Consider the following 26,929-nt stretch of genomic DNA (forward strand, 5'->3'; position numbering starts at 1 on the left):
GATGTCAGACATGTCCGTTCTCCCTGAGCCAGAGCTGTTGTTGGAAGCCAACATCAACCCCGTGACGTTGTTGGCGACGGACTATCTCAACCATTTCAATGAAGTTCTGATGCTTATCGAGATGTTGCCCTCGATGCCGGAATGCGCTGAAGACATCGTCTCTTGGCGCCCCATGTGCTATCCAGACTATTTCGAGCAATCAACCTTCAAGGAAAAGCAGCTCGCCATTTCCCTATACGATTCCGTCCAGCCGCAGGTGCGCGATCAGCTGGAATCGTTGGTCCATGATATCGACACCAAGATCATGGGGCTTGTCGAACGCATCGTCTCGGTGGAAGGGGAGCAATCGGGCGCCAGCTTCGACGCCCTTGCTTTCATGGCTTCCACGGAAATCCGACCTCTGATCGACCGCGTCAGTGCCCTCATCAACGATACGGCAAGCGCAACGGACTGGATGCTGGCCATCGACCATCCGACAGCTCAGGATGAAGTCGACCGCCTGTTCGACTAGTCACACAGGCCACCGCTTGCGTGTGCGGGATGACGCTGGTTTATGCCTCGTCTTCCTCGACGACCCATGGCTCCTTCAACGCGGCCTCTTCCCACTCCTTCCAGGCTGGCAGTGTTTTCATGGCAAAGCGATAGGCGTGGAACACCTCGCTGTCTGTCAGTGCGTATTTCTCGAAGCGATTGATGACCGGCGCAAACATCGCGTCCACCGCCCCGAAGGAGCCAAACAGGAAGGGACCACCGGATGCATCAAGGCTTTCGCGCCAGATCTGTTCGATCCGCTCGACATTCTTGACCACGGCAGCTGCGCTGTAGGGGTCCAGATCAAGCGGCTTGATCTCACGGCGCATGTTCATCGGACAACTACCCCTGAGACCGAAAAAGCCTCCGTGCATTTCAGCGGCATAGGCTCTCGCCTTGGCCCGGTCAATCAGATCCTCCGGCCAGAGCCCTGCTTCAGGAAAGAGTTCAGCCACCACTTCAAGGATTGCCAGGCTCTCGCAAATGGTCACGGGCTCCTTGCCCTCTTGCTCGATTTTCAGAGCGGGGACTTTCTTGGTCGGAGAAAACTCGATGAAGTGCGCGTGGCCCGTTGCCTCGTCAAATTGCAGGAAATGCTCTGTGAAGGCAATATTCTTCGTCTTCATCGCAATCCATGGCCTGAAGGACCAGGAGGAGTAATTCTTGTTGGCGATATAAAGCGTCAGCTTGAGAGTCTCGGTCATATCGGCACCTCTTGAAATCGAGTTGATCCCCTAAGTGGGTGCTCAACCCTATTCGGAAATGAAAAGAACGGAAATAGGGATTTCTTATCATATGCTCGGGACATCCTGTCCCTTCCGCTTTTCTCTTGCAGGAGGTGCTCCACAATTATATGGTGTGGGCACTTTCTTTTATTCAGCATGACATGAGCGCGCCCGATCAGGAGTGCGCCTTCCGCCCCCCCCCCCCAAAAAAAAGTCCCGCTGTCGGCCGGATGGGGGTTTGTGCCTTGAATTGATAGCGCTCCTCTTTTCCCGAAATCCAACACAACAAGCGTTCCGGAAAAGGGACCTCTCCGAAAGAATGCATCATGTATGATCTTCTGAACCGGTTTGCCGTCAAACCAATCCCCTTCTGCCAATATACCACACCGGAGCTGTGGACACGCCCACACATCGCCCAGCAGATGCTTGCCTATCACCTTGATGGTAGCAATGACATTGCGTCCCGAAGTTCTTCTGCGATCGAGGCAATCACAAGCTGGATCGATGACCGCTTTTCTGTCCATGGAAAGGCAGTCTGTGACCTCGGATGCGGCCCCGGCCTTTATGCTCGCCAGCTGGCACAAAGGGGAGCGAAGGTGACGGGTTTTGATATTTCCTCCTGTTCTCTCGCCCATGCCCGACAACTCTGCGCAGATCTGGACACAGAACCACGCTTCATGTCAGGCAATTATCTGAATGACCCGCTGCCGACCGATCAGGATCTCGTTTTACTGATCTATGCGGATTATTGCGCCCTGTCCCCCCAACAACGCGCTCACCTGCTCGCAAAGATGCGCGGCCAGTTGCGCGCTGGAGGGCACATCATTCTGGATGTTTTTTCCGACCTGATATTTTCGCAGTTGTCGGAAAGCCTGACCATTGAGCCCAATCTCATGGGAGGTTTCTGGGCTCCGGCTCCTTATGTTGGCCTTCAAAGAAGCTGGCTTTGGCCGGAGAGCATGCTTGCCCTTGACCACTATCTCATCGCAAACGAGAACGAGCAGTTCGAGATATACAACTGGATGCAATATTTCTCACCCGAAGACCTCCGGCGGGAACTTGCCAGTTTTGGTTTCGAGAAGGTGCAAATGGTCGACATTCTTACAGGAGAGGCGCTTGGCGATGAACAGCCAAGGGAGTTTGCAGCAATTCTGTCTCTATAGACACCACGCAAACAGACGAGCGTCTTCGCCAGCCTCGGTAGCAGGCTGAGAACAATCGTCAGGGCTGAGGATGCCCTGGAGGCACCGTGGCGATGGCGGCGCGGCTCTCGTCCTCAGCCACCAGTTCTTCGGCAGCCTCCAGATTGACCGAGACCAGTTGCGACACACCACGCTCGGCCATGGTCACGCCAAACAGCCGGTCTTGCCGTGCCATGGTAATCGGGTTGTGGGTGATGGTCACAAAGCGGGTTTCGGTAAGGGCGCGCATTTCCTCCAGCAGGGCACAGAAGCGCTCCACGTTGGCGTCATCAAGCGGCGCGTCGACCTCATCCAGCACGCAGATCGGGGCCGGGTTGGTGAGGAACACGGCAAAGATCAGCGCCATCGCCGTCAGCGCCTGCTCTCCGCCGGACAAGAGGGTCATGGTCTGCGGCTTCTTACCAGGCGGGCGGGCAATGATATCCAGCCCTGCCTGTAGCGGATCGTCAGCCTCGGTCAGGATCAATTCGGCCTCTCCGCCACCAAAGAGTTTGGCAAACAGCGATTTGAAGTGATTGTTGACCACATCGAAGGACGATAGCAGGCGAGCGCGGGCTTCGCGGTTGAGGTTGAAAATGCCGGTACGCAGCTTCTTGATGGCCTCGATCAGGTCATCCCGCTCGGTCTCCATCGTGGTGAGCTGTTCAGAAATCTCGGTTGCTTCCTCGTCGGCGCGCAGGTTGACCCCGCCGAGCCGCTCCCGTTCTGCCTTCAGCCGGTCGAGCTTGCTTTCCACCGAGGCCATCGACGGCAGCGGAGCATCCTTGTGCAAGCCGGAAAGACCAAAGGTAGCGGCAGGCGCACACTCCATGGCATCGTCGATCTGGCGGGTCAGTTCGGTCTTGCGGGCCCTGATGCCGTTGATGCGTTCGTCGGCCCGGCTGCGTTCTTCGCGCGTGCTGCCAAGCGCCTCAAGGGCGGTCTTGGCTGCAACGCCTGCTTCAAGGGCGGTGCGCTCGGCCTGCGCCAGCTTGTCGCCGGTTTCCTTCTGGGCTTCCTCGGCCTTGCCGATTTCCGAAAGCAGAGCGCGGCGCTTGATGGAAATGTCGTCAGGCCTGTCCAGCAGGTCGTCCCGCTCGGTTTCGGTTTGCGCCAGACGTTCGTCGAGTGTGGCGATCTGGACATCGGCATTATCGGCGCGAGACACCCAGCTCGCCCGTTCTCGCTCGATGGCGGCAAGCCGTTTGGCGCGCATCAGGGCGTCGCGGACCAGCCCGTCCGCCTCGGCACGGACCTCGGTCAAAAGCGTGCGCTTTTCGGTCTGGAGCAGCCGGGCACTATCCCGCTCGCGCTGCAGATGATCGATGGCGGGCAGTTCTTTCTGCTGACGCTCCGCGTCGGTCAGCGCGGCCCTTGCCTCGGCCTCTTCTTCGGCCAACCGGCCAATGGTGGCTTCCAGTGTGGCCTTGCGGGCAAGGATCTGGTTGGCATCGCGCTCGGCCCGTGCCAGCGTGTCGCGCAGGGTGGAAAGGCGCTTCTGGGCATCACGCCACCGGTTCCGGGCGGTCTGTTCGTCCCGTTCCTTGCCTGCTGCCAGCGAGCGCTGTTCCTCGAATGCATGGCGGGCGTTCTCAAGCTGCTCCTCGGCCTCGCCAAGGCGGCCTTCCAACTCGTCCAGCCTGTTGCGCTGTTCAAGTCGCTGGGCGGCGGCAGTGGGCGCGCCTGCACGCATGACCAGTCCATCCCAGCGCCACAAATCGCCTTCCCGGCTGACCAGTCTCTGGCCCGGTTTCAGGAGTTTTTGCAACTCGGTGCCACGATCTGCGGCGGCGATGCCAATCTGGTTGAGACGACGGCTGAGCCTCTGAGGGCCGGAAACATGGGCGCCGAGGCGCGGCAGGTCACCGGGCAGCGACAGTCCGTCATCATCGCCACTGATCTCCCCCCAGTGGCGGGGTGCGGCCGCGTCAAGCGGCGCATCGAGATCGTCACCAAGGGCTGCGGCGAGCGCCACCTCGAACCCGGCGTCGACCTTGAGGCTATCAAGCAGAGGCGGATAGCGCTTGTCCTGCCCACCTTCAACAATCTTCTGCAGTGTGCGCGCTTCAGTGTCGAGCCTATTGAAAGCGCTTTCCGCATCGGCGCGGGCGCGACGGGCGACACTCTCGGCTTCACGGGCTTCAGCAACGGCGCCTGTAGCCTCTTCTGCCTCCTGCTCCAGCGTTTCGAGAACTTCAGAGGCGATATCCACCTCGTCGCGGAGAGTGTCGAGCCCGGCATCCCTGTCGAGTTGTTCGCTGACCCGGTCAAGATCCCGCTCACTCTGGGCCTTCTGGCTGGAGAGGCGCGCCAGACGGCCACGAGCCGCCTCTGTTGCCTGCTGCAATTGCCGCGCAGCCCCTTCGGCCTCAGCCAGACGCGAGGTCCAGTCGCTGGCAACCGCTTCAGCTTCTGCCAGTTCGGCCTCGGCATTCTTCAGCGCGTCATTGGCGGCATGCTGGGCGGCGGCGGCCCCCTCGTCTTCCGCCATCAGCTCGGCCCGTTCCTCATCGAGCGCTTTCAAGAGATCGGCATTTTCGGCCAGCAACTGCTCCTCGCGCTGCTTGTCGGCCTTCAGTTGCTCGACGCGCCGGGCGAGATCCGCCAGCTTTTCCTCAACCCGCTTTTCCTCATTGTCGAGTTCACGGGCGGCAAGGGTCAGGCGCTGCAGACCGGCAGCCTTGGCGGCGGCTTCGTCACGCAGAGCTGGCAGGCTGTGGTTGACCACAGCCTCCTCTCGCGCCGCAGCGGCCTGAGCCGTGGTTGCCTCGGCGACCTTGAAATCGGCGATCCGCAGTGTCTCCTGCGCTTTTTGCTCCTCGTCCAACAGCTCCTGCCAGCGCAGATGATAAAGGGTGGCTTCTGTCGCGCGGATGTCGGCTGAAAGATTGCGATAGCGGCTGGCCTGACGGGCCTGACGCTTCAGGCCTTCCAACTGGGTGGAAATCTGCGCCATGATATCCTCAAGGCGCTCCAGATTGGTCTCGGCGGCCTTCAACCGCAACTCGGCCTCATGGCGGCGGCTGTGAAGACCGGAAATGCCCGCAGCTTCCTCCAGAAGACCGCGCCGTTGGGTCGGCTTCTGGCTGATGATCTCGCCGATGCGCCCCTGCCCGACCAGCGAAGGGGAGCGCGCCCCGGTCGAGGCATCGGCAAACAATAGCTGAATGTCACGGGCGCGGGCGTCCTTGCCATTGATGCGGTAGTTGGACCCGCTTTCGCGCTCGATGCGGCGGGAAATTTCCAGCTCGTCACTGTCGTTGAAGCCAGCCGGAGCCGTACGGTCGCTGTTGTCCAGATAGACGGTTACTTCAGCGGTGTTGCGGGCGGGACGGTTGGTGGACCCGTTGAAGATGACGTCATCCATGCCCGAGGCACGCATGTTCTTGTAGCTGTTCTCGCCCATCACCCAGCGCAGGGATTCCACCAGATTGGACTTGCCACAGCCGTTTGGTCCGACGATGCCGGTCAGGCCGCCTTCGATAACGAAATCCATGGGTTCAACAAAGGACTTGAACCCCAAGATGCGTAGTTTGGTGAATTTCATCGGCCAGCCCCTCGCCCTGCGCCTGAGGCGTTGTGCCCACCAGAACGGACAAAAGAGCGGGTGGAAAGGCGATCAGCCCCGGCAGGACGAGGACAAACAAAAAGGCGCCCCCCGGTCCGCCTCGCATCAGCTGTGCGGGCAGGATCAGGGCGCGCCACAAAACGGTCGGCGGGGACAGCCCCGCCAACGGAAAAGCTCTTACAGCAATGGCTCCAGTACTTTGTCGAACTCCTCATTCGACAGGGCTCCAATATGCTTTTCGCCATTCACGAAGAAGGTTGGCGTTGAGTTGATTCCGAATTCCTTCTGACCACGTTCCCGCACTGCTTCAATGGCGTCCAGCAATTTATCGTCAGAAACGGCTTTCTCAAAGCTTTCCTGTGAAAAACCGGCCAGTTTGGTCAGGCGCTGCAGATTGCCTACCGGATCATCGGTGAAGGCCCAGTTGCGCTGCTGGTCGAGCAGCAGATCGATCATTGCCAGCGCCTTGCCACCGGGGGTGCGGCGCGCCAGCATGGCACCGGCGGTGGCCAGTGGATCAAGCGGGAACTCCCTGAGGATGAAGCGCATCTTGCCGGTGTCGATGTATTTTTCCTTCAGATATTTGAAGGTGGTGCCGTGAAAATGCGCACAGTGGCTGCAGGTCATCGAGAAATACTCGATCACGGTGATCGGAGCCCCTTCTTCACCGAGGGAAATCTCTTCGAGATCAACATTTCTCTTGAGCATTTCTTCGAGCGGATAGGATTCAGCAGCAGCAGGTGCTGCCATTGCAAGGGGAAGAGCCGCCAGGGCAACGAAGCCAGCTGTTGCTTTTGCGCCGGTAATCAGGAAGTCTCTACGGTTCAAAGCCATGGTGTAGTTCCTTAAGAGTTGCGATTTGGATCGTTGGGGACAGTTGCCAGATTTTAGCGAAAAAGCCCCGGCAGTCCTGTTACTTGTCTTACCCTATCCAATCACATTTTGGCGATGAGAGGGCAAGCTGCGACGAAATGCCATTCGTTACAAAATTGTAATTTTCACTTCTTCGAAATTACTACATATTTTCAAGCCTTTTACGGGCTTGTGGTCAAAGTTTGCGCGCGACGATGAAGCGCACCTCCGACGCTTTGGGGAAGGTGCAGGATTCCAGAATCTCGAAGCCCTGCGCCTGCATCAGCAGTTCCAGTTTCTCGGCTGAAATGTAGCTGACGTGAGGCGCCTTGCCGAACCATTGCATGATGGTGATCGGTATACGCAGCAACCCGTGCCTGCCGGACAGGCAAGCTGTTTTGGAAATCAGAACCCCGCCGGGTTTGAGCAGCTTGTGCATGCGCTCGAGCGACGCCGGGATATCTTCCAGAAGATGCATGAAGTTGAAGGCCCAGATGCCGTTATAGGGGGCGTGTTCATCAATGGCCGGGGCAAGAATGTCACCGTGGATGAAATCCACATTGGTCACGTTCTGGTCCTTTGCCTTCTGCCTGCCGATCTCGATCAGGCGGGACGAGATGTCACTGGCCCAGATGTGCCCCACGTGGGGCGACAGCAACAGCGCCGTGGAGCCGGAACCGCAGCCCAGCTCCAGCACCTTGTCATCAGGCTTGAGATAGAGGCGCGTGCGCTCCATCGTCTTTTCATAGGCCTCGACATTCTTGATCGGCCTGGCAGCATAGGTGTTGGCCATGGCGTCCCAGAACTGCTCCGACGTCGGCATAGGGCATCTCCTCATCATTCCCTTGCAAAGGGCCCTTGCAAAAGGCCCTTGCGACAGGCCCTTGCGACAGGTTGCCAGTGAAACAGTCACAAAAGACCGGGCCACCGCAGTTTTCTCACTGCTTGTCAGGAGGCTTTCTCCGGCTTTGAGGCACGCCTCAGCCTGCAGGGATTGTTGGTTCTATCTTACATGGTAATACCTAGAGGAAAAACAAAGACGTTTGCGCAATTCTCATGAAAAATGGCGCTTCCTGTGGCCAGGTGCGCCATTTCACGCATTCTTGATCAAGAGCACCACTGGCGTCGCAAGCCAGCCTCCGCTGAGGATCGTTGTTCGCCTACTTTGCCGAGACGGTCACTTCGATGTTGTCGCGGGTGGCGTTGGAATAAGGGCAGACCTGATGAGCCTTTTCCAGAAGGGCATCTGCAGTTGCAGCATCAAGATCCTTGAGATCGGCGACCAGATCAACTTGCAGGGCAAAACCGACACCCTTGTCGTTCGGGCCGATGCCGACAGTTGCCGTGATGGTCGGGTCGACCAGCTTGACCTTGTCCTGCGAAGCAACCAGTTTCAGAGCACTGAGGAAACAGGCTGCATAGCCGGCTGCGAACATCTGCTCGGGGTTTGTCCCCTCACCGCCTGCACCACCCAGTTCCTTCGGGGTCACCAGAGTGACCTGCAACTGGCCGTCTTCTGATCTGGCAGATCCCTCGCGGCCACCGGTTGCCGTAGCGCTCGTGGTATAAAGAGTTTTCATGGGCTCGTCCTCTCCTCTATTGATGTGTGTCTGATAGCGATCATCTGACTATTATTTATTGCGATAACTATTTGGGCGCTGTTTTGCGTTCTGCGCCCCACGTTCATAGCATTAGCGCACATTTAGTTATCGCGCAAACTATTTTTGAGAATCGAGCAGATTTTTTCGCAACCCTTCCAGTTTGGCTTTCAGATCGATGAGTTCCGGGAACGACATGCCACAGGCTTCCGCCACGCAAGGGGCGACCTTCGATGCGGGCTGGCGCAGCGCCTCGCCTTTTTCCGTCAGGCTGATATTGAGTGCACGTTCGTCCTTTTCATCGCGGACACGCTTGACGAGGCCATCCTGCTCCAGCCGCTTGAGCACCGGGGTCAGTGCGCCGGACTTCTGACCGAGCCGGCAGCCGATATCCTTGAGACTTACCCCGTCCTTCTCCCACAGGATCAGCATGATGAGATATTGTGGATAGGTCAGCCCGAGTGGCTCCAGCAGCGGCTTGTAAAGCTGGGTCATGGCAAGGGAGGCCGAGTACAGAGAAAAACAGAGTTGCCGGTCGAGTGGCATGATATCGGTCATGGCGCGTTCCTGATTTGTTATCGCGCAACGTAATCATGCCCCAGTCCGTTGACAAGGTGTTCTTAAGTGGGCCATGCACCCGTCACCCGGGGACCGGAACATTTTCGGGGAATCGTCAGTTGCGGGCCAGAACCGCATGGCCAAGACGACGCAGGGCGGCAGCCATCTTGTCGTCTTTCACTCCTTCGATCTGATGCTCAAGGGCATCTGCCTCGCTCACCGTCAGGGCGCGCAAGGGATCTGGACGCCGCGACGGTTTGGCGTGAACCGGGCGCTGCAATATCTGGATGCGATCGATGGCAGGATAGCCGAAATAGGCATTGACCCGCTGGATGATGGTGGCCTGTTCATGTTGCAGGAAAACCGACTGGGCACCCTCGCAATGCAGCACCAGGGTACCGGGCCTGAAGCCTTCGGATTCATCCCGGCGAGGCCAGCGGATGCGCTCCGGCTCGGTGCATTCGGCAAATTGCGGGCCGACAATTTCGCCCCAGAAGCGCAGGATATCGGAAGACGCAAAACCCTGTTTGCGACACAACGGGGTCAGGGATGACCCGATGACATCGCGCAGCTGTACCGCACTCTTTCTCTGATAGCGGCGATTGGCGGCCTCGAAAGAGCGCTGTGCCGATTGCCTGTCGTTGCTGTCTTCTGTTTTCTTCATGCCAACAGCCGATCCTGTTTACCCGACTGATTAACCAATGACGCTGCGGGCCTTGTGCCCCATCTGAGGGATGCCTAGAACTCGCGTGGTCAAATTAAGCTGATTTGCGAAGTTAATCCAGATTATCTACGCAAAAATAGTGAGATAGAGTAAAGATTGCGGCAATTTTACGGTTAACTTCATGCAGTTGCTGGCATTTTGTGAAGAAGCGACAGTAAAGGCGGCCCTCGGCAACCACAGGAAATCGCACCGGTTGCCTCGCCTTTTCTCTTTCAAGGTGGGGTTCCACGACAACATCCTCCTCGACATCTGGCTGAAGAGGCGCCCGGCAGTTCTTTCAGTCCGCTGCAAACTCACCTCGTTAACCATTTGTTATCTATAAATTTTCGGTCTTTTCTAAAGTCCTGGATCAAATTGCTTAAAAAGGACAAGTTGCGCTATTCGCTTAACCACCGGTTTACCATGTTGGCTCAGGATGGAGGTAGACGGAAGGGTCTTCGAGTGCGTTTCCTTCCAGATGTAGTTCAGTTGAGTAGAGTATGCGTATGCGTTCGAATGTATCCCTGCAGTCAGGCATCGACCCGACAGAAGCCACCCTCTCCGATCGGCTTGATACCATCATGAAGGGCGACTGTGTTGCCCAGTTGGAAAAACTTCCCAAGCATTCCGTCGACGCGATTTTCGCGGACCCTCCCTATAATCTGCAGCTGGGCGGCGGGCTGACCCGTCCTGACCAGTCGGAAGTGGACGGGGTTACCGATGCTTGGGACCAGTTCGAGAGCTTCGAGGCCTATGATGCCTTCACCCGCGCCTGGCTGCTGGCTTGCAAGCGCGTGCTGAAGCCGAACGGCACCATCTGGGTCATTGGCTCCTATCACAATATTTTCCGCGTCGGCGCGATCATGCAGGACATCAATTTCTGGCTGCTCAATGATGTGGTCTGGCTGAAGACCAACCCGATGCCGAACTTCCGCGGCAAGCGTTTTACCAATGCCCATGAAACCATGATCTGGGCAAGTCGCGACAAGGCTTCCAAATACACCTTCAACTATGAAGCGCTGAAGGCCTTCAATGATGATGTGCAGATGCGCTCGGACTGGACCCTGCCGATCTGCACCGGCCACGAGCGCCTCAAGGGTGACGACGGCAAGAAGGTGCATCCAACCCAGAAGCCTGAGAGCCTGCTCTATCGCGTGCTGCTGTCCTCGACCAATCCGGGCGACGTGGTGCTTGATCCGTTCTTTGGCACCGGCACCACAGGCGCCGTCGCCAAGAAACTCGGCCGCCATTTCATCGGCATCGAGCGCGACCGTGACTATATCGAGGCTGCGCAGGCTCGCATCGATGCGGTCGAACCGGTGGATCTGAGCTCGCTGAAGGTCAGCCAGGGCAAACGCGCCGAACCGCGCATTCCATTCGGGCGCCTGCTGGAAGAAGGCCTGTTGCTGCCAGGGACCGAGTTGACCGACAAGGGCGGTCGCTACACGGCTACGGTGCGGGCCGACGGCTCGCTGGTTTCCGGGGGCCACACCGGGTCCATTCACAAGGTCGGCGCTTTGGTGCAGGGGCTCGACGCCTGCAACGGCTGGACCTACTGGCATTTTGACAAGGATGGCTCGCGCGGCCCGATCGACGACCTGCGCCAGATCATCCGTGATGCGGCCTGATGGCCCTTGCCCGTTTCCGGCGGACCAGTTGGCCCGCCCTCAAGGTTTAACCAAGGAGATGTTCTGAGTTCCGGTTTTTCGGTGAAATCCTGATCAAGATCCAATGTCGCCTGCCTTGAGTTTTGCGTAGCAGGCGGCGGAGGCTTGCTCTGACCCAGTTTGCGACCTCGTGATTTTCACCCAACTGAAGGCGGCCTGATGGCCGTCTTTTTATTTGGGCGGCAGGCTTTGAGATGATTTGCTTTTAAAGAAGCCCCGGCGCAGTGAGGCTCACAGCCGTTTTTCGAAGAACAGATCCGGATAGGGATCTTCATTGAAACGTTCAATCTCGCTCCAGCCGAGCTTGTGATACATGGCCACGGCGTCGCTCAGGACGCTGTTGGTATCAAGCCTCAGGCAGGCGATGCCGAGGTCCCGCGCCTTGGCTTCGGCTTCCCTCATCATGCGCTGGGCAAGGCCCATGCCACGGGCGGTGGGGGCAATCCACAGCCGCTTCAGCTCCGCATATCCCTTGTCGGTTCCCTTGAGGCCGATGCAGCCGATGGGCATCCCGTCCTGCATCGCCAGCAGGAAGGCTCCGCGCGGATGCTCCATGTCCCTAGCTTCGGGATCGGCAGACAGATTGACGTCAAAGCCACTCTTGAGGCGCCTTGCCAGCTCAGCGTAATAGGCTTCAAGGCAGACAATGGCTCGTGGATCAAGCGGCGAGACGATCTCGATGGTCGTGCGCTCAAAGCCAAGGGCAGTGGCGACAATATCCATAGCCTGCAACAGCACCTCCGGATGCGGATGGCGGGCAACAATGTCTGCTGCCTGCTTGTCCGACAGGGCTTCATAGGCGGCAAACTCCGCCGCGCCAGCCTCCGTCAGGGCGACCGAACGGCGACGGGCATCGGTCTCACTGCTTTCAACGGTCACCAGCCCCTCTTCTTCCAACCCGCGCAACAGGCGGCTCATGAGGCCGGAGTCAAGCCGCAGATAGGCGCGGATTTCCCCGATGTCGGAGATGCCCCGACCAATGGCATTGAGAACCCGGGCCGGTCCCAGCGGTCGCCCCCTGCCCAGAAAAGACGCATCCAGCACCCCGGCCTCGGTGGTGACGGCACGATGAAAACGACGGGTGCGCGCTATCGGATCTGACAACATACCCCAACTCCTTGCATTGTTCTTCCTGTTCGCGACGCTTAATAAGCTGAGCTTCATCTGAGCTTCGCGAATTTACCTGACTTTAGTCAGAAATATTTTCAAGTGCAATGGGGGTAGCTGAGAGATCAACCAAAAATGAAAGAGCGAATGGAGAGCAAAGGGACGTATGCCGCCTTAAAGCCCTTCCCCGCGCCCCTCCGGTCCGGAATAGGCCCGTTCGACGCGGGCAACGCGCAACTCGTAATGCTCGTACCATCGCTCGATGCCGAGCTGCTGTGCCATCAGATGCTCGGCATTGCGCTTCCAGTCGATCATGCTCTGCTCGTCCTGCCAGTAGGAAACCGTGATGCCGAAGAGTGCGCCGTCGCGGGTGCTTTCCGCTCCGAGGCAGCCGGGCTGTTGCAGAGCAAGACTGGCCATGGCCTCCCCCATGGCTTCATAGCCATCATGCTGCGGCTTGAGCCGGTTGGAAAAGATCACCGCGTAATAAGGTGGCTCCGGGGTCTTGGCGAAACGGTCAGTCATCTTGTGGCTCCATGGTTGGGGTGAAGCTTCGCATGCTCTTGGCAGGTGCCCGATGGCATAGACAGACAAGCCCAGATGCTAATGCGCCTGACCAACTGGCTTGCGCATCGTGATGGATGTCGGACGGTTATAGCCCGGGTGAGCGGTCTCAAGGGTTTTGACAAAGCCGAGCGCAGCAAAGATCCGATGGTTTTCAACGAGTTCGATACGGGTCTGCAATTCCAGCGCCGTATAACCGAGGCCCTCGGCCCGTTGCTCGGCAATTTTCACCAGCGCCCGCCCCAAACCATCGCCGCGGGCGTCGGCCGATACAGCCATCTTGCCCAGATAGAGACAATCGGGTTTGCCCGTAAGGAACACACAGGCCTTCACCGGGGAACCGATCGACCAGACTTCGCCAATTTCGCATTGGCGGGCGATGTCTTCAACGGTCAGATGATGCATGGAACTCGGCGGATCGATGCGCCCGTCCATATAGGCAAAGGCCTCATGGATGAGCGCCAGAATCTCGCCAAGAGCGGCATCTCCGGGGGCGTGCTTGATTGGATTCAAGGTCATGGGGTGAACTCCACCACTTTGCGGAAGACGGTCGGCAGGGCCTCGCCCCTGATCTGGTCCGGTGTCGACCACCAGCCCCGAGCAAGCGGCGCCTGCGCTTCACACGTCGTTTCATAGATATCGAGCTCAAGATGAAAGTGGGTAAAGGTATGGGTGACCTGCCCCAGTCTCTTGTGAAAGGGCAACCCTGCCGGGGCGGCGGCACGCGCGGTTTCCGGATCGAAGCGCTCGCCTTCCTTCTTGTCGAACCAGTCCGTGGTCGGCACTGCCGTCATCGAGGCAAGCAGTCCCTTGTCCGGACGCTTCTGAAGCCACAGGGCGCCATCCGGTCGGCGAATGAGGAAGGCCGCACCACGTCGGACCGGTTTGTCTTTCTTGGGCGCCTTGACGGGATAGCGCTCCATATCGCCCACCATCTCGGCTTCACAGGCGCCACTGAAGGGGCAGAGCGAACAGGCGGGCCTCTTGGGGCTGCACAGGCTGGCGCCCAGATCCATCATCGCCTGCGCGAAATCGCCCGGACGGTGTGCAGGAGTCAGCTGCGCCATCCTCTCTTTGATCGGCTTCTTGGCGGCAGGCAAAGGTTCATCAATCCGGTAAAGGCGCGCGATGATCCGCTCGATGTTACCATCGACCACCGCCACCGGTTCATCAAAGGCGATGGCGGCGATGGCCGCGGCGGTATAGTCGCCGATGCCCGGCAGCGCCTTGAGGGCTGCGGCACTCTCGGGAAATCGTCCGCCGTGATCGGCAACGATGGTGCGGGCGCATTTGTGCAGATTGCGGGCACGGGAATAATAGCCGAGCCCGGCCCATGCCTTGAGGATGTCCTCCTCATCGGCAGCCGCCAGATCGCCAACCGTTGGCCAGCGCGCCAGAAAGGCGGTGAAATAGTCTTTGACAGCGCCGACAGTGGTCTGCTGCAGCATGATCTCACTGAGCCAGACATGGTAGGGCTCAGGCAGCACACCAACCGCAGCATCGGCCGGGGACGTGCGCCAGGGCAAGGTCCGGTGATGCCTGTCATACCAGGTCAAGAGAGCGGAGGCCTTCGGGGCATTTACCGTCCCGGAGGCACGCTGGAGCGCGGTGCTGTCGTTCACTTTGGGGTCACCTGTCTTGTTCTACCCATGGAGAATCGGATTTTCCCTTAGTGTGACCATTTCTCCTCGGGCAAATCAAGCGTTGCCCTATGGAGAGCGATGGGCATGGCCAATGCCAGCCCCAGCCCAGCCCCAGCCATAACCAGAGCTTTATTTGATATTCATTTTTACTATAAATAAGGAAGATAACTTATACATAAACCACTACATTCAGATGTAATATTGGTAATAAAATCTCCTACTTACGCAAATAATACAATCAATTACATTTTTTTAACTTGTGCGGACCAAAATTTTCACAAAATCGCAAGTAGGTTAGTCTTCAACAAAGCAAAACATGAAGAAACCTTTTCAACAGGGACCAGTCATGTCAATCAATTCTCTCTCCTTTTTGCCAAAATGGGCAACTTCGATAAAGTTCAAGATCTTTTCGATAGTATTGCTATCAGCTATAGGTATCGTCACTTTGACTATACAATCGGGAATGATGACAAAAGACGATCTGATGGCAGACAAGGAACGGGAACTCTCACACCTTGTTCAATCCGCAGTAGCTATAGCTGAAAGCTATAGTCAACAGGCGCAAAAAGGCGTCCTGACAGAAGCGGAAGCCAAGCAGCGCGCCATGGATGCCATTTCCATGATGCGCTACAACGCGGACGACTATTTCTTCATTCTCGGCATGGACAGTCGCATTCTCATGCATCCGTTCAATGCCGATGTCGTGGGCAAGGACACCTCCGGTACCAAGGATATCAATGGTGTCTACACCACGCGCAACTTCATCAAGATCGCCAATGAAAAGGGTGCCGGTAGTCTCAATTATGTCTGGCCGAAACCGGGCGAGACAGACGCCACGCCGAAGATGTCCTATGCCACTCTGTTTGCCCCATGGAGCTGGGTGGTGGTCACCGGCGTTTATATCGATGATATCAATGCGATCTATGCCGCCAACATGCAGCGGCTCTATCTGTTTGCAGGCATCATTGCCCTCGTGATCGTCATCAGTTCCGTCCTTACCGCCTTCTCCATCACCCGCCCGCTGGGCAAGGCCGTCCAAACAACCCGCCTGCTGGCTGACGGCAATCTGGATCTTGATATTCCCAACACGCACAGAACCGATGAGATCGGGGACCTGGGACGGGCGTTGATCGTGTTCCGGGACGGCTCCAGAGAACGGCTGGCGCTTGAAAAGGAACAGGCGATCCAGAAGAAGAAGGGCGAGGAACAGCAGCGCATCATGATGATGGACATGGCCGACCGGTTCGACAATGCCGTCAGCCATATCATCAAGACCGTTGCCCATGCTGCCACCGGTTTCGGGCTGCAGACCGAGCAACTGGCCGAGCGGTCGCGGGAGAATAGTGATCGTGTCAAATCGATCTCCGAGGCCATGTCTGCTTCCAGCAGCAATGTGCAGACCGTCGCCGGAGCGTCCGAGGAAATGACCACCTCGATCACGGAGATTGCTTGCCAGATCGACGAAACCAACCGCTTCTCGCGCACCGCCGTGGATGAAGTGCAGAAGGCGTCGGGTGTCATCGGCTCCCTGTCCCAGTCCTCCAAGGCAATCGGCCAGATTGTCGGGTTGATCAAGGACATTGCCGAACAAACCAACCTTCTGGCCCTCAATGCCACCATCGAGGCCGCCAGAGCGGGCGAGGCAGGCCGTGGCTTTGCGGTTGTGGCAGCAGAAGTCAAGGATCTTGCATCCCAGACCGGCAAGGCAACCGAAGAGATCGCCGACCAAATCAATACGATCCAGAGGATGATTTCCGAGGCCGTGGTCGCCATCGAGCATGTCGACGGCACGATCGGCGAACTCAACCGCATTTCCAGCACCATCGCCTCAGCTGTGGAACAGCAGGGCGCCGCCTCGCAGGAAATCAGTTGCAGTATTTCCGATGCCGCGCGCAACAGTCATCAGGTGACCGAGAATGCAGAAGCTCTCAACGGCTTGGCGCACGAGAATGATCGCGCTGCCGCCGACATGTCCCGGCACGCAACCGATCTGGAGACCCAGATCGCCAACCTGTCCGAGCAGGTCGACGCCTTCCTTGAAGGGATAAGGCAGCAAAATGCCACGGGCGAAACCAGGGTCGCCTGAGCAGCCCGCTCCGCTACAATCCGCTCGCGGCTGAACCGAAAAGAAAAACCCCTCCATCGGCAACAGATGGTGGGGCTTTTTATGTTATGAAAGAGCGAGCGGACTGTCACGCCTCAGGAACAATCAGGCGGACAGGTCAACCGAATTGCCGTCCTCTTCACCGGAATTCTGCAGCTTCAGCGCGGCCTCGTATTCATCCGTCAGGTGCAGCATGTAATTGATGAAATTCTGCTTGCTTTCCTTGTTTTCCAGCTGCGAGACGATCTCGGTAAAGGTATCCTCGTTAATTCCCTCGCCACCCAAAACCAGCGCCAGCGGATTGATCGTGCTGCCCTGCCCGACTTCCAGTTTCATCTGGTTGAGATAGGACATGAACTCCGACTTGGTCAGCTTCCCATCACCAAAGCTGTCAGCGGATTCGAAGTTCTTGCGGCTCAGGATGGGCACATTCTGTGCTTCGTCGACATCAAGGTCGCCGCTCTTGTCGAGATCGTATTTGTCAACCATCATGTCAACGGCCGTCTGATTGCTGATCCGGAAAATGGGCATGTAGCCCGACGCACCACTAATCATGGCTACACTCCCTTCGTGTCTCCGCGGCCATCATCATGGTTAATGATTTTAGGAAAATATGGTTAACCCGAAGTTTAATTTTTACATTACGCAACATTCTTAAAAAATCAGACATAAATCTTCGTGCGGACCATCGGCACACCTCATCTCAGGTGGTCTCAAAGGTCATAGATACCGGGGAGAGAATTTTCGGGATTCACAGGACTTTAAGCGAAGTCGTTTTTATTGTTTAATTCTTTAACTGGATATTGGGCGGCAAGCGCCTTATGTCTAGAGTGAACATAGTCACACAATTGCAATCATTCCGCGGGTCCACCATGCATTCTCTCTCTTCTTCGTTGCCAGCCGCCTTTCAGGCGCTCTCGCCTGCTTCCAGTCTCATCAAGGGCGAAGGCAATGATTTGCTTGAGAGTTATGGTCTGGACAAGGATGAACTGCGGCAACTGCTTGCCGATACGGTGCATGGAGCCGACGATGGCGAGTTGTTCTTTGAACAGACCCAGTCGGAAAGTCTGGTGTTTGACAATGGCCGCCTGAAAAGCTCGGCATTTGATACCGGTCAGGGCTTTGGCCTCAGAGCCGTTGCTGGCGAAATGGCGGGCTACGCCCATTCCGGCGAGCTCAATATGGCCGCCATCCGGCGCGCAGCCGACTCCGTTCGCGGCGTGGCACAAGGTTATGAAGGCGTCTGGGACATGGCGCCACCGCGGGCCAACCACCAGATCTATCGTGGGTTCAACCCCGTCGATGACCTGACCCTTGGCATGAAGATCGCCCTGCTGGAAGAAATCGACGCCTATGCACGCGACAAGGATCCCCGTGTCCGGCAGGTGTCGGCCTCACTGGTTGGCAACTGGCGCCGCGTCGGTATCCTGCGGCCCAACGGCCAGTGGTTCGAGGATGTGCGTCCGCTCGTTCGTCTCAACGTGTCCGTGGTCGTGGGCGAAGGGGATCGCATGGAAGCGGGCAGCCACGGTTTTGGCGGCCGCAACAGTTATGAATTTTTCCTGCAGGACAACGGGCTGGAAGGCGGCTGGCAGAATGCAGCCGATGAAGCCATCCGTCAGGCACTGGTCAATCTGGAAGCCATCGCGGCCCCGGCGGGCGAGCTTGATGTGGTGCTTGGTCCGGGTTGGCCGGGCGTGCTGTTGCATGAAGCGGTCGGCCATGGCCTTGAAGGCGATTTTAACCGGCGCAAGAGTTCGGCCTTTTCCGAGTTGATGGGCAAGCAGGTCGCAGCCAAGGGGGTGACGGTTGTTGACGACGGCACCATTCGTGGCAAGCGCGGCTCGCTCAACATCGACGACGAGGGCACTCCGTCCCAGCGTACCACACTGATCGAGGATGGCATTCTGGTCGGCTACATGCAGGACAGACAGAACGCCCGCCTGATGGGGACCAGCTCCACCGGCAATGGACGGCGTCAATCCTACGCCCATCTGCCGATGCCCCGCATGACCAACACCATCATGGAAGCGGGTGAACATGATCCCGAGGAAATCCTGAAATCCGTCAAGAACGGCATCTATGCGGTCAACTTCGGCGGCGGTCAGGTCGACATCACCTCAGGCAAGTTCGTTTTCTCCTGCACCGAAGCCTATGTCATCGAAGACGGCAAGGTGGGTGCTCCGGTCAAGGGCGCGACCCTGATTGGCAATGGTCCGGAAGCGATGAAACGCATTTCGATGATCGGCAACGACATGGAGCTGGACACCGGCGTTGGCACCTGTGGCAAACAGGGTCAGGGCGTACCGGTGGGCGTCGGACAGCCGACCCTCCGGATCGACGGCATTACGGTGGGCGGCACGCGCACCTGATCCCGTCTTTGCCACCTGCAAACGGGATGAAAAGCACCAATTGAAAAAGGAGGATGGCCCGTGGTCCTGTGGGCCGCCCTCCTTTTTTCGTTCAAGGTCTTCAAGACGCCCCTGATGACGAGGCGCTCAAAGCCGGTTATCTCAACTCAGGCCGCAGAGACATCGGCAAGGAATTGCTCGATATTCCTTTTCAGCGAGACGGCACTTGAGTTCAGCTCGTTGGTGGCATTCTTGACCATCTGAGCGGATTCCGTGGTCTGGGCGGCTTTCTCGGAAACCGAATGCATATTCTGCGAGGCGGAATGGGTGCTGTCGGCTGCCTGCTGCACATTCGAGGCGATTTCGCCCGTGGCTGCGCCCTGCTGCTCGACTGCGGTGGCAATCGCGGAGGTGTACCCGTCGACCTCTTCCATGACCCGGGCAATCTTGGCGATCGATTCGACCGTCTCTCCACTTGAAGCCTGAATGGCGTTGATCAGGCCGCTGATTTCCTCGGTTGCCTTTGATGTCTGATTTGCCAGTTCCTTGACTTCTGCGGCAACGACGGCAAACCCCTTGCCCGCTTCTCCGGCCCGCGCAGCCTCTATGGTGGCGTTGAGCGCCAGAAGGTTGGTCTGCTCGGCGATGGCCTGAATAAGGCTGACCACCTCACCGATCTTGCGTGAGGCTTCGTCCAGTTCGGCGACCTTGCCGTTGGAGATCTTGGTGTCTTCGGTTGCAACGGCGACCACTTCCTTGCTGCGCACCGCCTGCTGCATGATTTCGTTGATCGAGGCGGTGAGCTCTTCGGCAGCAGAGGCAACCGAGCGCACATTGGCCGATGCATCATGGCTGGAGGCGGACGCCTGCGTGGAGCTGCCCTCGGTCTGGCGGGCGATGTCTTCGAGATTGTTGGCAGCATGATCCATTTCACCGACCTGGGTTGCGACCACATCAAGATTCCGGCCAACGCTCTCCCGGAAAAGTCTGATCAGCTCAGACGTCCGCTCTGCCCGTTCGATACGCTCGGCATCATTCTGCTTTTCCAGTTCGGCCAGTCGGCGGCGTTCGATGGCGCCAATGCGGAATTTCTCGACAGCGCGGCTCATGGCACCGATTTCGTCATTGCGGTCCTGACCGGAGATATCGGCGTCAAGCTGGTTGTCGGCAATGGCCAGAATATCCTGATTGAGCAACGAAATGGGCTTGGCAATATTGCGGGCAAGAAAGAAGCCGAAGCTGCCCGCAACCATCACAAGCACCAGCGCGATCATGCCGGAGTTGCGGGCCGCTTTCCAGAATGTGTCCTGCACATCGGTGAGCAGCACGCCGGACCCGAGAATCCAGTTCCAGGCCCTGAAGTGTTTCACATAGGAGAGCTTGTCGAAATACTGCCCGCTCGGGTCCTGATAGACATAGCCGACATAGGCATTGCCATTCTGCGTTGCCTTCTCGATGAACTCCCTGACATGATACTTGCCCTTGCCATCCCGAGACTGCATCATGTTGGTGTTCTCGTGTTCAGGCTTGGCAGGATGGACAATATTCACACCAGTTCCATCATAGACGAAGACATAGTCCTTCTCCTGATAGCGCAGACCACGCAAGGCGGTTCTGGCTCGAAGCTGAGCCTCTTCCGTGGAAAGCTCACCACTCTGGGCCTTCTGGTAGAAGGTATCGGTCACGTTGTAGGCAGCGTCAACGACGCTCTGGATTTCGTGGCGCTTGAAGCTATTGAGGTTGCCGTCGAGGGTAAAAAGCTGGTAGCCGAGCATGAGCATGAAGGATAGGACAAAGAAAGCAACGAGCGCGTAGAGTCGGCTCGAGATGCTATGAAAGATCTTGGACAAGGTTTGGCTCCTGTGCACTTTTGTTGGTATGCTGGTTTTCGCCGATTGTTTGCTGTTTACGGTTATAGAAAGGTAAACTTGCGGGAAACTTATTACCCAAAAGCATTAGATTGGTTCCAATGAGTAGAGACCTTTTGTCTCACAGCATACCACTTGCTATGGTCCGGCTAATTTGCGTTCCCTTTTCGTTTTCGATTCAGGCATTTACCAAGGCAAATCCTACGATGACAAAGCATCCTCTTGATCATTTGATCGAACAGCGCATTCAGGAAGCGCTCGACAACGGCGACCTTTCCAACCTGCCCAATGCGGGAAAACCACTGCCCGATCTAGATCTTTCGTCAGAGGACCTGCTGGCCCGCGTGGTCAGGGAACAGGGTGGGGAGCCAGCCTTTGTTACCCTCAACAGGCAACTGCAAATGCTTCTCAAACGGCTCGATCAGGTAAAAGACCCCATCCGGCACAGGGCGCTTGAGCAACAGATTGCCGATATGCGGACAAAAATGGCGATTGAGAAGGAACGGGGCTTCTAGGCGACACGATTCATTTTCTACGCAAACCCGGCAGAGCATATCCTTCACGGCCACTTATCCCGGTCCAGAGGCCCGCCCACCTCTCTGTCACAGCCCTGCCCCTCCCTGCCGAGTGCTTTGTGACAATCTTTTTGCCCAATTGCGTCAATCGGGCCAAGGAACGATTGCATTTTACAAAATCGTCCTCTACAAGGAGGCCTCACCCCGTGACATGGTTGGCCGATGGTGCAGCTTGCCTCTGAGCAAAGAAAGCTGCGAGGGGAAAAGGCTTCAAGACGCGGGAAACAATTGACGAAGGCCAGAGCTCTGCTGGCAAGGATTTCCTGGAAAGCCTCACATGACTACTTTTGAAAGCGTGCATCCCGCGCTTGCCTCCGCATTGACCAAACGCGGCTATGATCACCTCACATCCGTACAGCAAGCCGTCATCGAAGCCGACGTCAAGGGACGCGACCTGCTTGTGTCCGCCCAGACGGGTTCGGGCAAGACCGTTGCCTTCGGCCTTGGCATGGCAGAAAGCCTGCTGGACGCTGGCGGCAAGCTGCCGCGCGCTTCCGAGCCGCTGGCGCTGGTCATTGCCCCGACCCGCGAACTGGCCATGCAGGTCAAGGCCGAACTCGAATGGCTCTATGCCGACTGCGGCGCCCACATTGCGTCCTGCGTTGGTGGCATGGATATCCGCCGCGAGCGCCGCGACCTGTCCAACGGCTGCCATATTCTGGTCGGTACGCCAGGCCGCCTGCGCGACCATATCGAACGCGGGTCTCTCGATCTGAGCCAGCTCCAGGTTTCCGTGCTGGACGAAGCGGACGAGATGCTTGATCTGGGCTTCCGCGATGATCTGGAGTTCATTCTGTCCAACGCTTCGGAAGAACGGCAGACATTCCTGTTTTCCGCGACGGTTCCGAAGCCGATCGAAGAACTGGCCAAGACCTATCAGCGCGATGCCCTGCGGATCACCACCGCTGAGCAGCGTCACCAGCATGCCGACATCGACTATCATGCCCATCTTGTTTCGCCAAAGGACAAGGAAAAGGCCGTCATCAACGTGCTGCGCTTCCATGAATCCCCGAGCGCGATGATCTTTTGCTCGACCCGTGAGATGGTGCGCCACCTGTCATCGCGCCTGTCCAACCGCGGCTTTGCCGTTGTGGCCCTGTCCGGCGAGCTGAGCCAGAGCGAACGTACCCTTGCGCTGCAGTCCATGCGGGACGGTCGGGCGCGGGTCTGCGTGGCAACCGACGTTGCTGCCCGCGGCATCGACCTGCCGAACCTTGATCTGGTGATCCATGCGGATCTGCCCAACAACTCCGAAACCCTGCTGCACCGCTCGGGCCGTACTGGCCGCGCTGGCCGCAAGGGCAACTGTGCGATCATCGTGCCGCAGAACAAGCGCAATCTGGTCCACCGTCTGTTGAAATTCGCCAATGTCCGCGTTCAATGGGAGGCAGTTCCTTCCATCGACGACATTCTCAAGCAGGATCAGGCCCGCATTTTCAACCATCCGCTGCTGAAGACTGCGCCGGAAGGGGACGACCTGGCTCTGGCCCAGAACCTGCTGGCCACCTATGGTGCCGAGCAGATCGCTCATGCGTTTCTCGGTACCCAGCAGGCAAACTACCCTGCACCGGAAGAACTGATCGAACTCAGCTATCAGGACGACGGCCGCAAGGGCGAGCGTGAGCGCGAACGCAACGACTTTGAAGATGGCGTCTGGTTCCGTGTCAATGCCGGTCGCAAGCATCGCGCCGAACCACGCTGGCTGTTGCCGCTCATCTGTCGGGTTGGCGGCTTCAACAAGAAGAAAGTCGGCTTCATCCGCATTCTCGAGAGTGAAACCGTGTTCGAACTGGCTCCGGATGTTGCAGACCGGTTCCAGGATGTGATGGAGACAGAAGGCACCGGTGAAAAGAGCCTTCGGATTACCAAGATCGGCGAACGTCCGGAACAGCTTCTGGGCGGCGGTCGTGGTGGTCAGGGTGGTCGTGGCAAGCCGCAGGGCAAGGGCCCACGGTCCGGCGATGGTCCGGGTCCACGTTCGCGTCGCCGTGATGCGCGCCCGGAAGGCCGCAGCAGGGATGATGGCTTCCGCCGGGACCGCGGAGACGACGGCTTCCGCCGCGACAAGAAGCCTTACAGAAGCAAAGGCGGCAAGGGCGGAAAATCGAACTATCATCCGCTCAACGACTAGAGTGCTTGCGGCTTCCTTCGCCTTGCGTGGGAACTCATGCCGAATGACAGAATTGCAGCAGCCCGGGTTTTGCCCGGGCTGACTTGTTTCAGGGGCCTGCAATGTCTGCAAAGACAGCCGCAAAACAGACCCGCAAAGGTCAATTATGCCCGCCCCCTTTCATTTCCCTGCAACATTGCCTATCTAGTTGTCTCACGCCCGGACGTGCATCCTGACGCGATGCGCCCTCAGATTTCCTAGCCTCTGCCCTTGACGGCTGCCACTTGACAGGATTTTGCATGAACGAAAAGCTCACGCAGCCGACTTCGACACCCGCCCCCGCGACCAGTCCGACAGATCCTTCAGGCGACAAGCCACAGCGACGGGCGAAATTTGTCACCGGCTCGATTTTCCGCCATGTGGTGACAATGACAGCGACCGGGGCCGTGGGCATGATCGCGGTGTTTGCGGTCGATCTGGCCAACCTTTTTTATATCTCGCTGCTTGGGCAGGCCGAGCTTGCCGCCGCCATCGGCTATTCGGCAACCATCATGTTCTTCAACAATGCTCTCAGCATTGGCATGATGATCGGCGGCTCTGCAATTATCGCTCGTGCGGTGGGGGAAGAACGACATGACCTCGCCAAGCGTCGGGCGGGTAGCACGCTCATTGCCGTTTTCCTGATGATGATCGTCATGGCGAGCGTGATCTTCAGTTTCATCCCAGAGCTGCTGACCTTCATCGGCGCGCGCGGCAACACCCACACCATCGCGACAAGTTTCCTGTCCATCGTCATCCCGTCGATGCCGTTCCTTGGTCTGTCGATGATGCTGGCAGGCATCATGCGTGCCAATGGCGACGCCAAGGGCTCGATGTATGTGACGCTGGCTGGTGGCTTTGCTTCGGCGGTGCTTGACCCGATTTTCATTTTCGGGTTCGGGCTTGGCATTGAGGGGGCGGCCATTGCCTCCATCCTGTCCCGCTTCGTGATGATCGCTGTCGGCATCCGGGGCACGATGCAGACAAAGAGCCTCATCAGCCGCCCTGCCGGGCTCGCCGATCTGCTGGCGCAATGGCGGGTGCTGTTCCCGATTGCCATTCCTGCCATCCTCACCAATATCGCCACCCCGGTTGGCAATGCCTATGTCACCATGGCGATTGCCGATTTTGGCGATGATGCCGTGGCGGGCTGGGCGATTGTCGGGCGCATCCAGCCTCTGGCGTGGACCGCGCTGTTCGCCCTTTCTGGCTCGGTCGGGCCGATCTTCGGGCAGAACCTCGGCGCTGGCCTCTATGATCGCGTGCGCATGACGCTGCGGGACAGCATGTATTTCATCCTTGGCTATTCGGCAGTCGTCTGGCTCATCCTGTTTCTCGCGCAGGATCTGATAGTCCAGGCCTTTGGCGCCACAGGCGGGGCGGCAGATTTTGTCCGTTTCTTCTGCACATGGATCGCCCCAAGCGGCATCTTCATGGGCTTTCTGTTCGTGTCCAACGCCGCCTTCAACAATCTGGGCTATCCGGCCTATTCCACCGCCTTCAACTGGGGCCGTTCGACGCTGGGCACCGTGCCAACCGTGATGCTGGGGACCTATCTGGCTGGCGCTGAAGGGGCCATTCTGGGTCAGGCAGTGGGTGCTGTTCTGTTCGGCCTGATGGCTATTCTGAGCTGCTTCCGTGTCATCAACCGCAAGCAGGGTGGACCGGGAAGCGGCTCCGGTGAGCCGACCGAAATCTGGTATCGGCGGGCCCTGTCACCCTTCTCTTCGGCCAAGGGCAACATGTAGCACTGCGGCGGCAGGATGGGCACAGCCTTCCCGCTTTCTGACGGGACGGCAGAAAATGCGAACAACCGGCATGACGAGGCTGGCCATGGCCCGAAATGGGCGTTAGAACAGGGCAAGGCACAATTTCTACAAGGACGTATAAGGATGATGATCACTCTACCCAATTCCGGCAAGGAAGCCGTGGTACGATACATGGATGGCGATCTGCAGATCGTTCACGCCGGATCCTATGTCACCTGTGCGGTTACCGGTCGCCCGATCCCGCTTGATGACCTGAAATACTGGTCGGTGGACCGGCAGGAAGCCTATGTGGATTGTGAAGCATCCTACAAGGCAGAGAAGGCCGCCGCTCAAAAGGCGTAATCGGCACAGATCTGAAGACTGAAGCGCCGCAGCGACACGATCAGCGGCGCGAGAATTTGCGCTGGGCCTGCTCTATGACCCGCCGCGGGAAGCTCATGTCGTCGAACTTCATTTCGACCTCAATGACATGGGCCTTGCGGGCCAGCCGCGCCCCAGCCTCCCCCAGAGCCTGAAGACGGACATGATCCTTTGAGGTGGTGACGATATCGAGATCCTGAGCCTCGGCCCGGGCCAGCATCGCCTCTGCCTCAGCTTCCGTGAAAGCGTGGTGGTCGTCAAAATCCTGATAATCGACGATCTCCAGCTCCAGCTCCTCCAGCGTCAGATAGAATTTGTCCGGATGGCCGATGCCGCAGAAGGCAAAGACCCTTGTGCCACCCAGGAGACTGCACTTGCCCGGACGCAGAGAGGCATGACTGCTGGGCTTGCCAAGGCGTGCCAACAGCTGGCGCAGCTGCGGCGCATGACCGCCCTCGCCGACAACCAGAAACTGGTCGGCGCGACGCACCTGCGGATTGAGCGGGGCGCGGAGGGGACCGGCTGGAAAGACAAAGCCATTGCCCAGACTCTGACGGGAATCAACCACCACCAGATTGAAATCCTTGTGCAGATAAGGATTCTGGAAGCCGTCATCCATGATGATGACACCGCCCTCCCTTTCGGCAGAGATCTGTTCGGCAAGCCTGGCCCCTTTGACGCGATCTCGCGACACGATGGTTGTCGCCACCCGCGCCAGCAGCAGCGCCTCGTCCCCCACCTCGGCAATGGTGTGACGGGAGGGATCGACCACAAGCGGCCCCGGCTCGCTGCCCTTGAAACCACGCGTGAGAAAGACCGGCGACAGATTGAGCCCGACCGCAGCCCGCCCGAGCGCCAGAGCTGTCGGGGTCTTGCCTGCTCCCCCCAACACCAGATTGCCGATGCAGATCACTGGCATGTGGGCCTTGTAGCGAGGCTTCTTGTTGAAACGGGACAGAGAGATGCTGCCGTAGAGAAGACCAAGCGGATACAGCAGCCAGGCCAGCGTGGTGCGCTCAGTCCAAAAGCCGGGAGCCTTCATGTCCGTCTCTCCTT

Annotated in this window: 23 protein-coding genes; 9 read left to right on the forward strand and 14 right to left on the reverse strand. The window is 58.1% G+C overall.

Annotation, left to right across the window (positions count from 1 at the left end; translation table 11 throughout):
* The first annotated feature begins 10 nt into the window (after window positions 1–10).
* Complete coding sequence (locus DSL70_RS04610; RefSeq protein WP_162916356.1) at window positions 11–511, forward strand: hypothetical protein; 501 nt, start codon at window positions 11–13, stop codon at window positions 509–511.
* A 40-nt stretch (window positions 512–551) separates the two neighbouring features.
* On the opposite strand, the gene DSL70_RS04615 is transcribed toward DSL70_RS04610, so the two are convergent.
* Entirely contained in the window at window positions 552–1,235 is a 684-nt protein-coding gene (locus tag DSL70_RS04615; protein WP_119306748.1) for a glutathione S-transferase, read from the reverse strand.
* Between the two features lie 347 nt (window positions 1,236–1,582).
* Between DSL70_RS04615 and DSL70_RS04620 the strand changes: the two genes are divergently transcribed.
* Entirely contained in the window at window positions 1,583–2,419 is an 837-nt protein-coding gene (locus DSL70_RS04620; RefSeq protein ID WP_119306749.1) for a class I SAM-dependent methyltransferase, read from the forward strand.
* 58 nt (window positions 2,420–2,477) lie between these two features.
* On the opposite strand, the gene DSL70_RS04625 is transcribed toward DSL70_RS04620, so the two are convergent.
* The 6 genes from DSL70_RS04625 to DSL70_RS04650 all read right to left on the reverse strand — a co-directional run bounded on the left by DSL70_RS04625 (window position 2,478) and on the right by DSL70_RS04650 (window position 9,677).
* Window positions 2,478–5,984 (reverse strand): chromosome segregation SMC family protein, encoded by a 3,507-nt coding sequence (locus tag DSL70_RS04625; RefSeq protein WP_119306750.1) that lies wholly within the window; start codon window positions 5,982–5,984, stop codon window positions 2,478–2,480.
* Between the two features lie 198 nt (window positions 5,985–6,182).
* Entirely contained in the window at window positions 6,183–6,839 is a 657-nt protein-coding gene (locus tag DSL70_RS04630; protein WP_119306751.1) for a DsbA family protein, read from the reverse strand.
* Window positions 6,840–7,053: 214 nt separating this feature from the next.
* Window positions 7,054–7,680, reverse strand: coding sequence for a class I SAM-dependent methyltransferase (locus tag DSL70_RS04635; protein WP_119306752.1), 627 nt, complete (start codon window positions 7,678–7,680; stop codon window positions 7,054–7,056).
* A 337-nt stretch (window positions 7,681–8,017) separates the two neighbouring features.
* A complete protein-coding gene (locus tag DSL70_RS04640; protein ID WP_119306753.1) occupies window positions 8,018–8,437 on the reverse strand; it encodes an organic hydroperoxide resistance protein in 420 nt (139 codons plus the stop codon).
* Window positions 8,438–8,575: 138 nt separating this feature from the next.
* Entirely contained in the window at window positions 8,576–9,013 is a 438-nt protein-coding gene (locus tag DSL70_RS04645; RefSeq protein ID WP_119306754.1) for a MarR family winged helix-turn-helix transcriptional regulator, read from the reverse strand.
* Between the two features lie 115 nt (window positions 9,014–9,128).
* A complete protein-coding gene (locus DSL70_RS04650) occupies window positions 9,129–9,677 on the reverse strand; it encodes a DUF721 domain-containing protein (RefSeq protein ID WP_119306755.1) in 549 nt (182 codons plus the stop codon).
* A 620-nt stretch (window positions 9,678–10,297) separates the two neighbouring features.
* Between DSL70_RS04650 and DSL70_RS04660 the strand changes: the two genes are divergently transcribed.
* Complete coding sequence (locus DSL70_RS04660) at window positions 10,298–11,344, forward strand: site-specific DNA-methyltransferase (RefSeq protein ID WP_119307263.1); 1,047 nt, start codon at window positions 10,298–10,300, stop codon at window positions 11,342–11,344.
* A gap of 270 nt (window positions 11,345–11,614) precedes the next feature.
* Here DSL70_RS04660 and DSL70_RS04665 read toward each other — a convergent pair whose 3' ends face one another.
* The 4 genes from DSL70_RS04665 to mutY all read right to left on the reverse strand — a co-directional run bounded on the left by DSL70_RS04665 (window position 11,615) and on the right by mutY (window position 14,610).
* Window positions 11,615–12,490, reverse strand: a complete 876-nt coding sequence (locus tag DSL70_RS04665; RefSeq protein WP_205563155.1) for a bifunctional helix-turn-helix transcriptional regulator/GNAT family N-acetyltransferase — start codon at window positions 12,488–12,490, stop codon at window positions 11,615–11,617.
* A gap of 174 nt (window positions 12,491–12,664) precedes the next feature.
* Window positions 12,665–13,015 carry an antibiotic biosynthesis monooxygenase family protein gene (locus DSL70_RS04670; protein WP_119306757.1) on the reverse strand — a complete coding sequence of 117 codons (351 nt, stop codon included), beginning with the start codon at window positions 13,013–13,015 and terminating at the stop codon, window positions 12,665–12,667.
* Between the two features lie 78 nt (window positions 13,016–13,093).
* Window positions 13,094–13,573 (reverse strand): GNAT family N-acetyltransferase, encoded by a 480-nt coding sequence (locus DSL70_RS04675; protein WP_119306758.1) that lies wholly within the window; start codon window positions 13,571–13,573, stop codon window positions 13,094–13,096.
* Window positions 13,570–14,610, reverse strand: a complete 1,041-nt coding sequence (mutY, locus tag DSL70_RS04680) for an A/G-specific adenine glycosylase (RefSeq protein ID WP_425359337.1) — start codon at window positions 14,608–14,610, stop codon at window positions 13,570–13,572. Before mutY ends, DSL70_RS04675 begins: the two co-directional genes overlap by 4 nt.
* Window positions 14,611–15,163: 553 nt before the next feature.
* Between mutY and DSL70_RS04685 the strand changes: the two genes are divergently transcribed.
* A complete protein-coding gene (locus tag DSL70_RS04685) occupies window positions 15,164–16,783 on the forward strand; it encodes a methyl-accepting chemotaxis protein (RefSeq protein ID WP_280955340.1) in 1,620 nt (539 codons plus the stop codon).
* A 123-nt stretch (window positions 16,784–16,906) separates the two neighbouring features.
* Here DSL70_RS04685 and DSL70_RS04690 read toward each other — a convergent pair whose 3' ends face one another.
* Entirely contained in the window at window positions 16,907–17,356 is a 450-nt protein-coding gene (locus DSL70_RS04690; protein WP_119306761.1) for an EF-hand domain-containing protein, read from the reverse strand.
* 317 nt (window positions 17,357–17,673) lie between these two features.
* Here DSL70_RS04690 and tldD point away from each other — a divergent pair, with 317 nt between their 5' ends.
* Window positions 17,674–19,173, forward strand: a complete 1,500-nt coding sequence (gene tldD, locus DSL70_RS04695; protein ID WP_119306762.1) for a metalloprotease TldD — start codon at window positions 17,674–17,676, stop codon at window positions 19,171–19,173.
* A 146-nt stretch (window positions 19,174–19,319) separates the two neighbouring features.
* On the opposite strand, the gene DSL70_RS04700 is transcribed toward tldD, so the two are convergent.
* Entirely contained in the window at window positions 19,320–21,002 is a 1,683-nt protein-coding gene (locus DSL70_RS04700) for a methyl-accepting chemotaxis protein (protein ID WP_119306763.1), read from the reverse strand.
* A gap of 224 nt (window positions 21,003–21,226) precedes the next feature.
* Between DSL70_RS04700 and DSL70_RS04705 the strand changes: the two genes are divergently transcribed.
* From DSL70_RS04705 to DSL70_RS04720, 4 genes are all read left to right on the forward strand, one after another.
* Complete coding sequence (locus tag DSL70_RS04705) at window positions 21,227–21,535, forward strand: DnaJ family domain-containing protein (RefSeq protein WP_162916358.1); 309 nt, start codon at window positions 21,227–21,229, stop codon at window positions 21,533–21,535.
* Between the two features lie 337 nt (window positions 21,536–21,872).
* On the forward strand, window positions 21,873–23,726 hold the full coding sequence (locus DSL70_RS04710) for a DEAD/DEAH box helicase (RefSeq protein WP_119306765.1): 1,854 nt from the start codon (window positions 21,873–21,875) through the stop codon (window positions 23,724–23,726).
* Between the two features lie 278 nt (window positions 23,727–24,004).
* A complete protein-coding gene (locus DSL70_RS04715) occupies window positions 24,005–25,492 on the forward strand; it encodes an MATE family efflux transporter (protein ID WP_119306766.1) in 1,488 nt (495 codons plus the stop codon).
* Window positions 25,493–25,636: 144 nt separating this feature from the next.
* The gene (locus DSL70_RS04720) at window positions 25,637–25,855 is read left to right on the forward strand and encodes a DUF2093 domain-containing protein (protein ID WP_119306767.1); all 219 of its coding nucleotides are present in this window, start codon (window positions 25,637–25,639) and stop codon (window positions 25,853–25,855) included.
* Window positions 25,856–25,895: 40 nt separating this feature from the next.
* Here the strand turns inward: DSL70_RS04720 and lpxK are convergent, their stop codons facing one another.
* Window positions 25,896–26,915 carry a tetraacyldisaccharide 4'-kinase gene (gene lpxK, locus DSL70_RS04725; RefSeq protein WP_119306768.1) on the reverse strand — a complete coding sequence of 340 codons (1,020 nt, stop codon included), beginning with the start codon at window positions 26,913–26,915 and terminating at the stop codon, window positions 25,896–25,898.
* Window positions 26,916–26,929: the final 14 nt, after the last annotated feature.

Origin of the sequence: Cohaesibacter haloalkalitolerans, assembly GCF_003574655.1 — a bacterium.
Taxonomy (GTDB): Bacteria; Pseudomonadota; Alphaproteobacteria; order Rhizobiales; family Cohaesibacteraceae; genus Cohaesibacter; species Cohaesibacter haloalkalitolerans.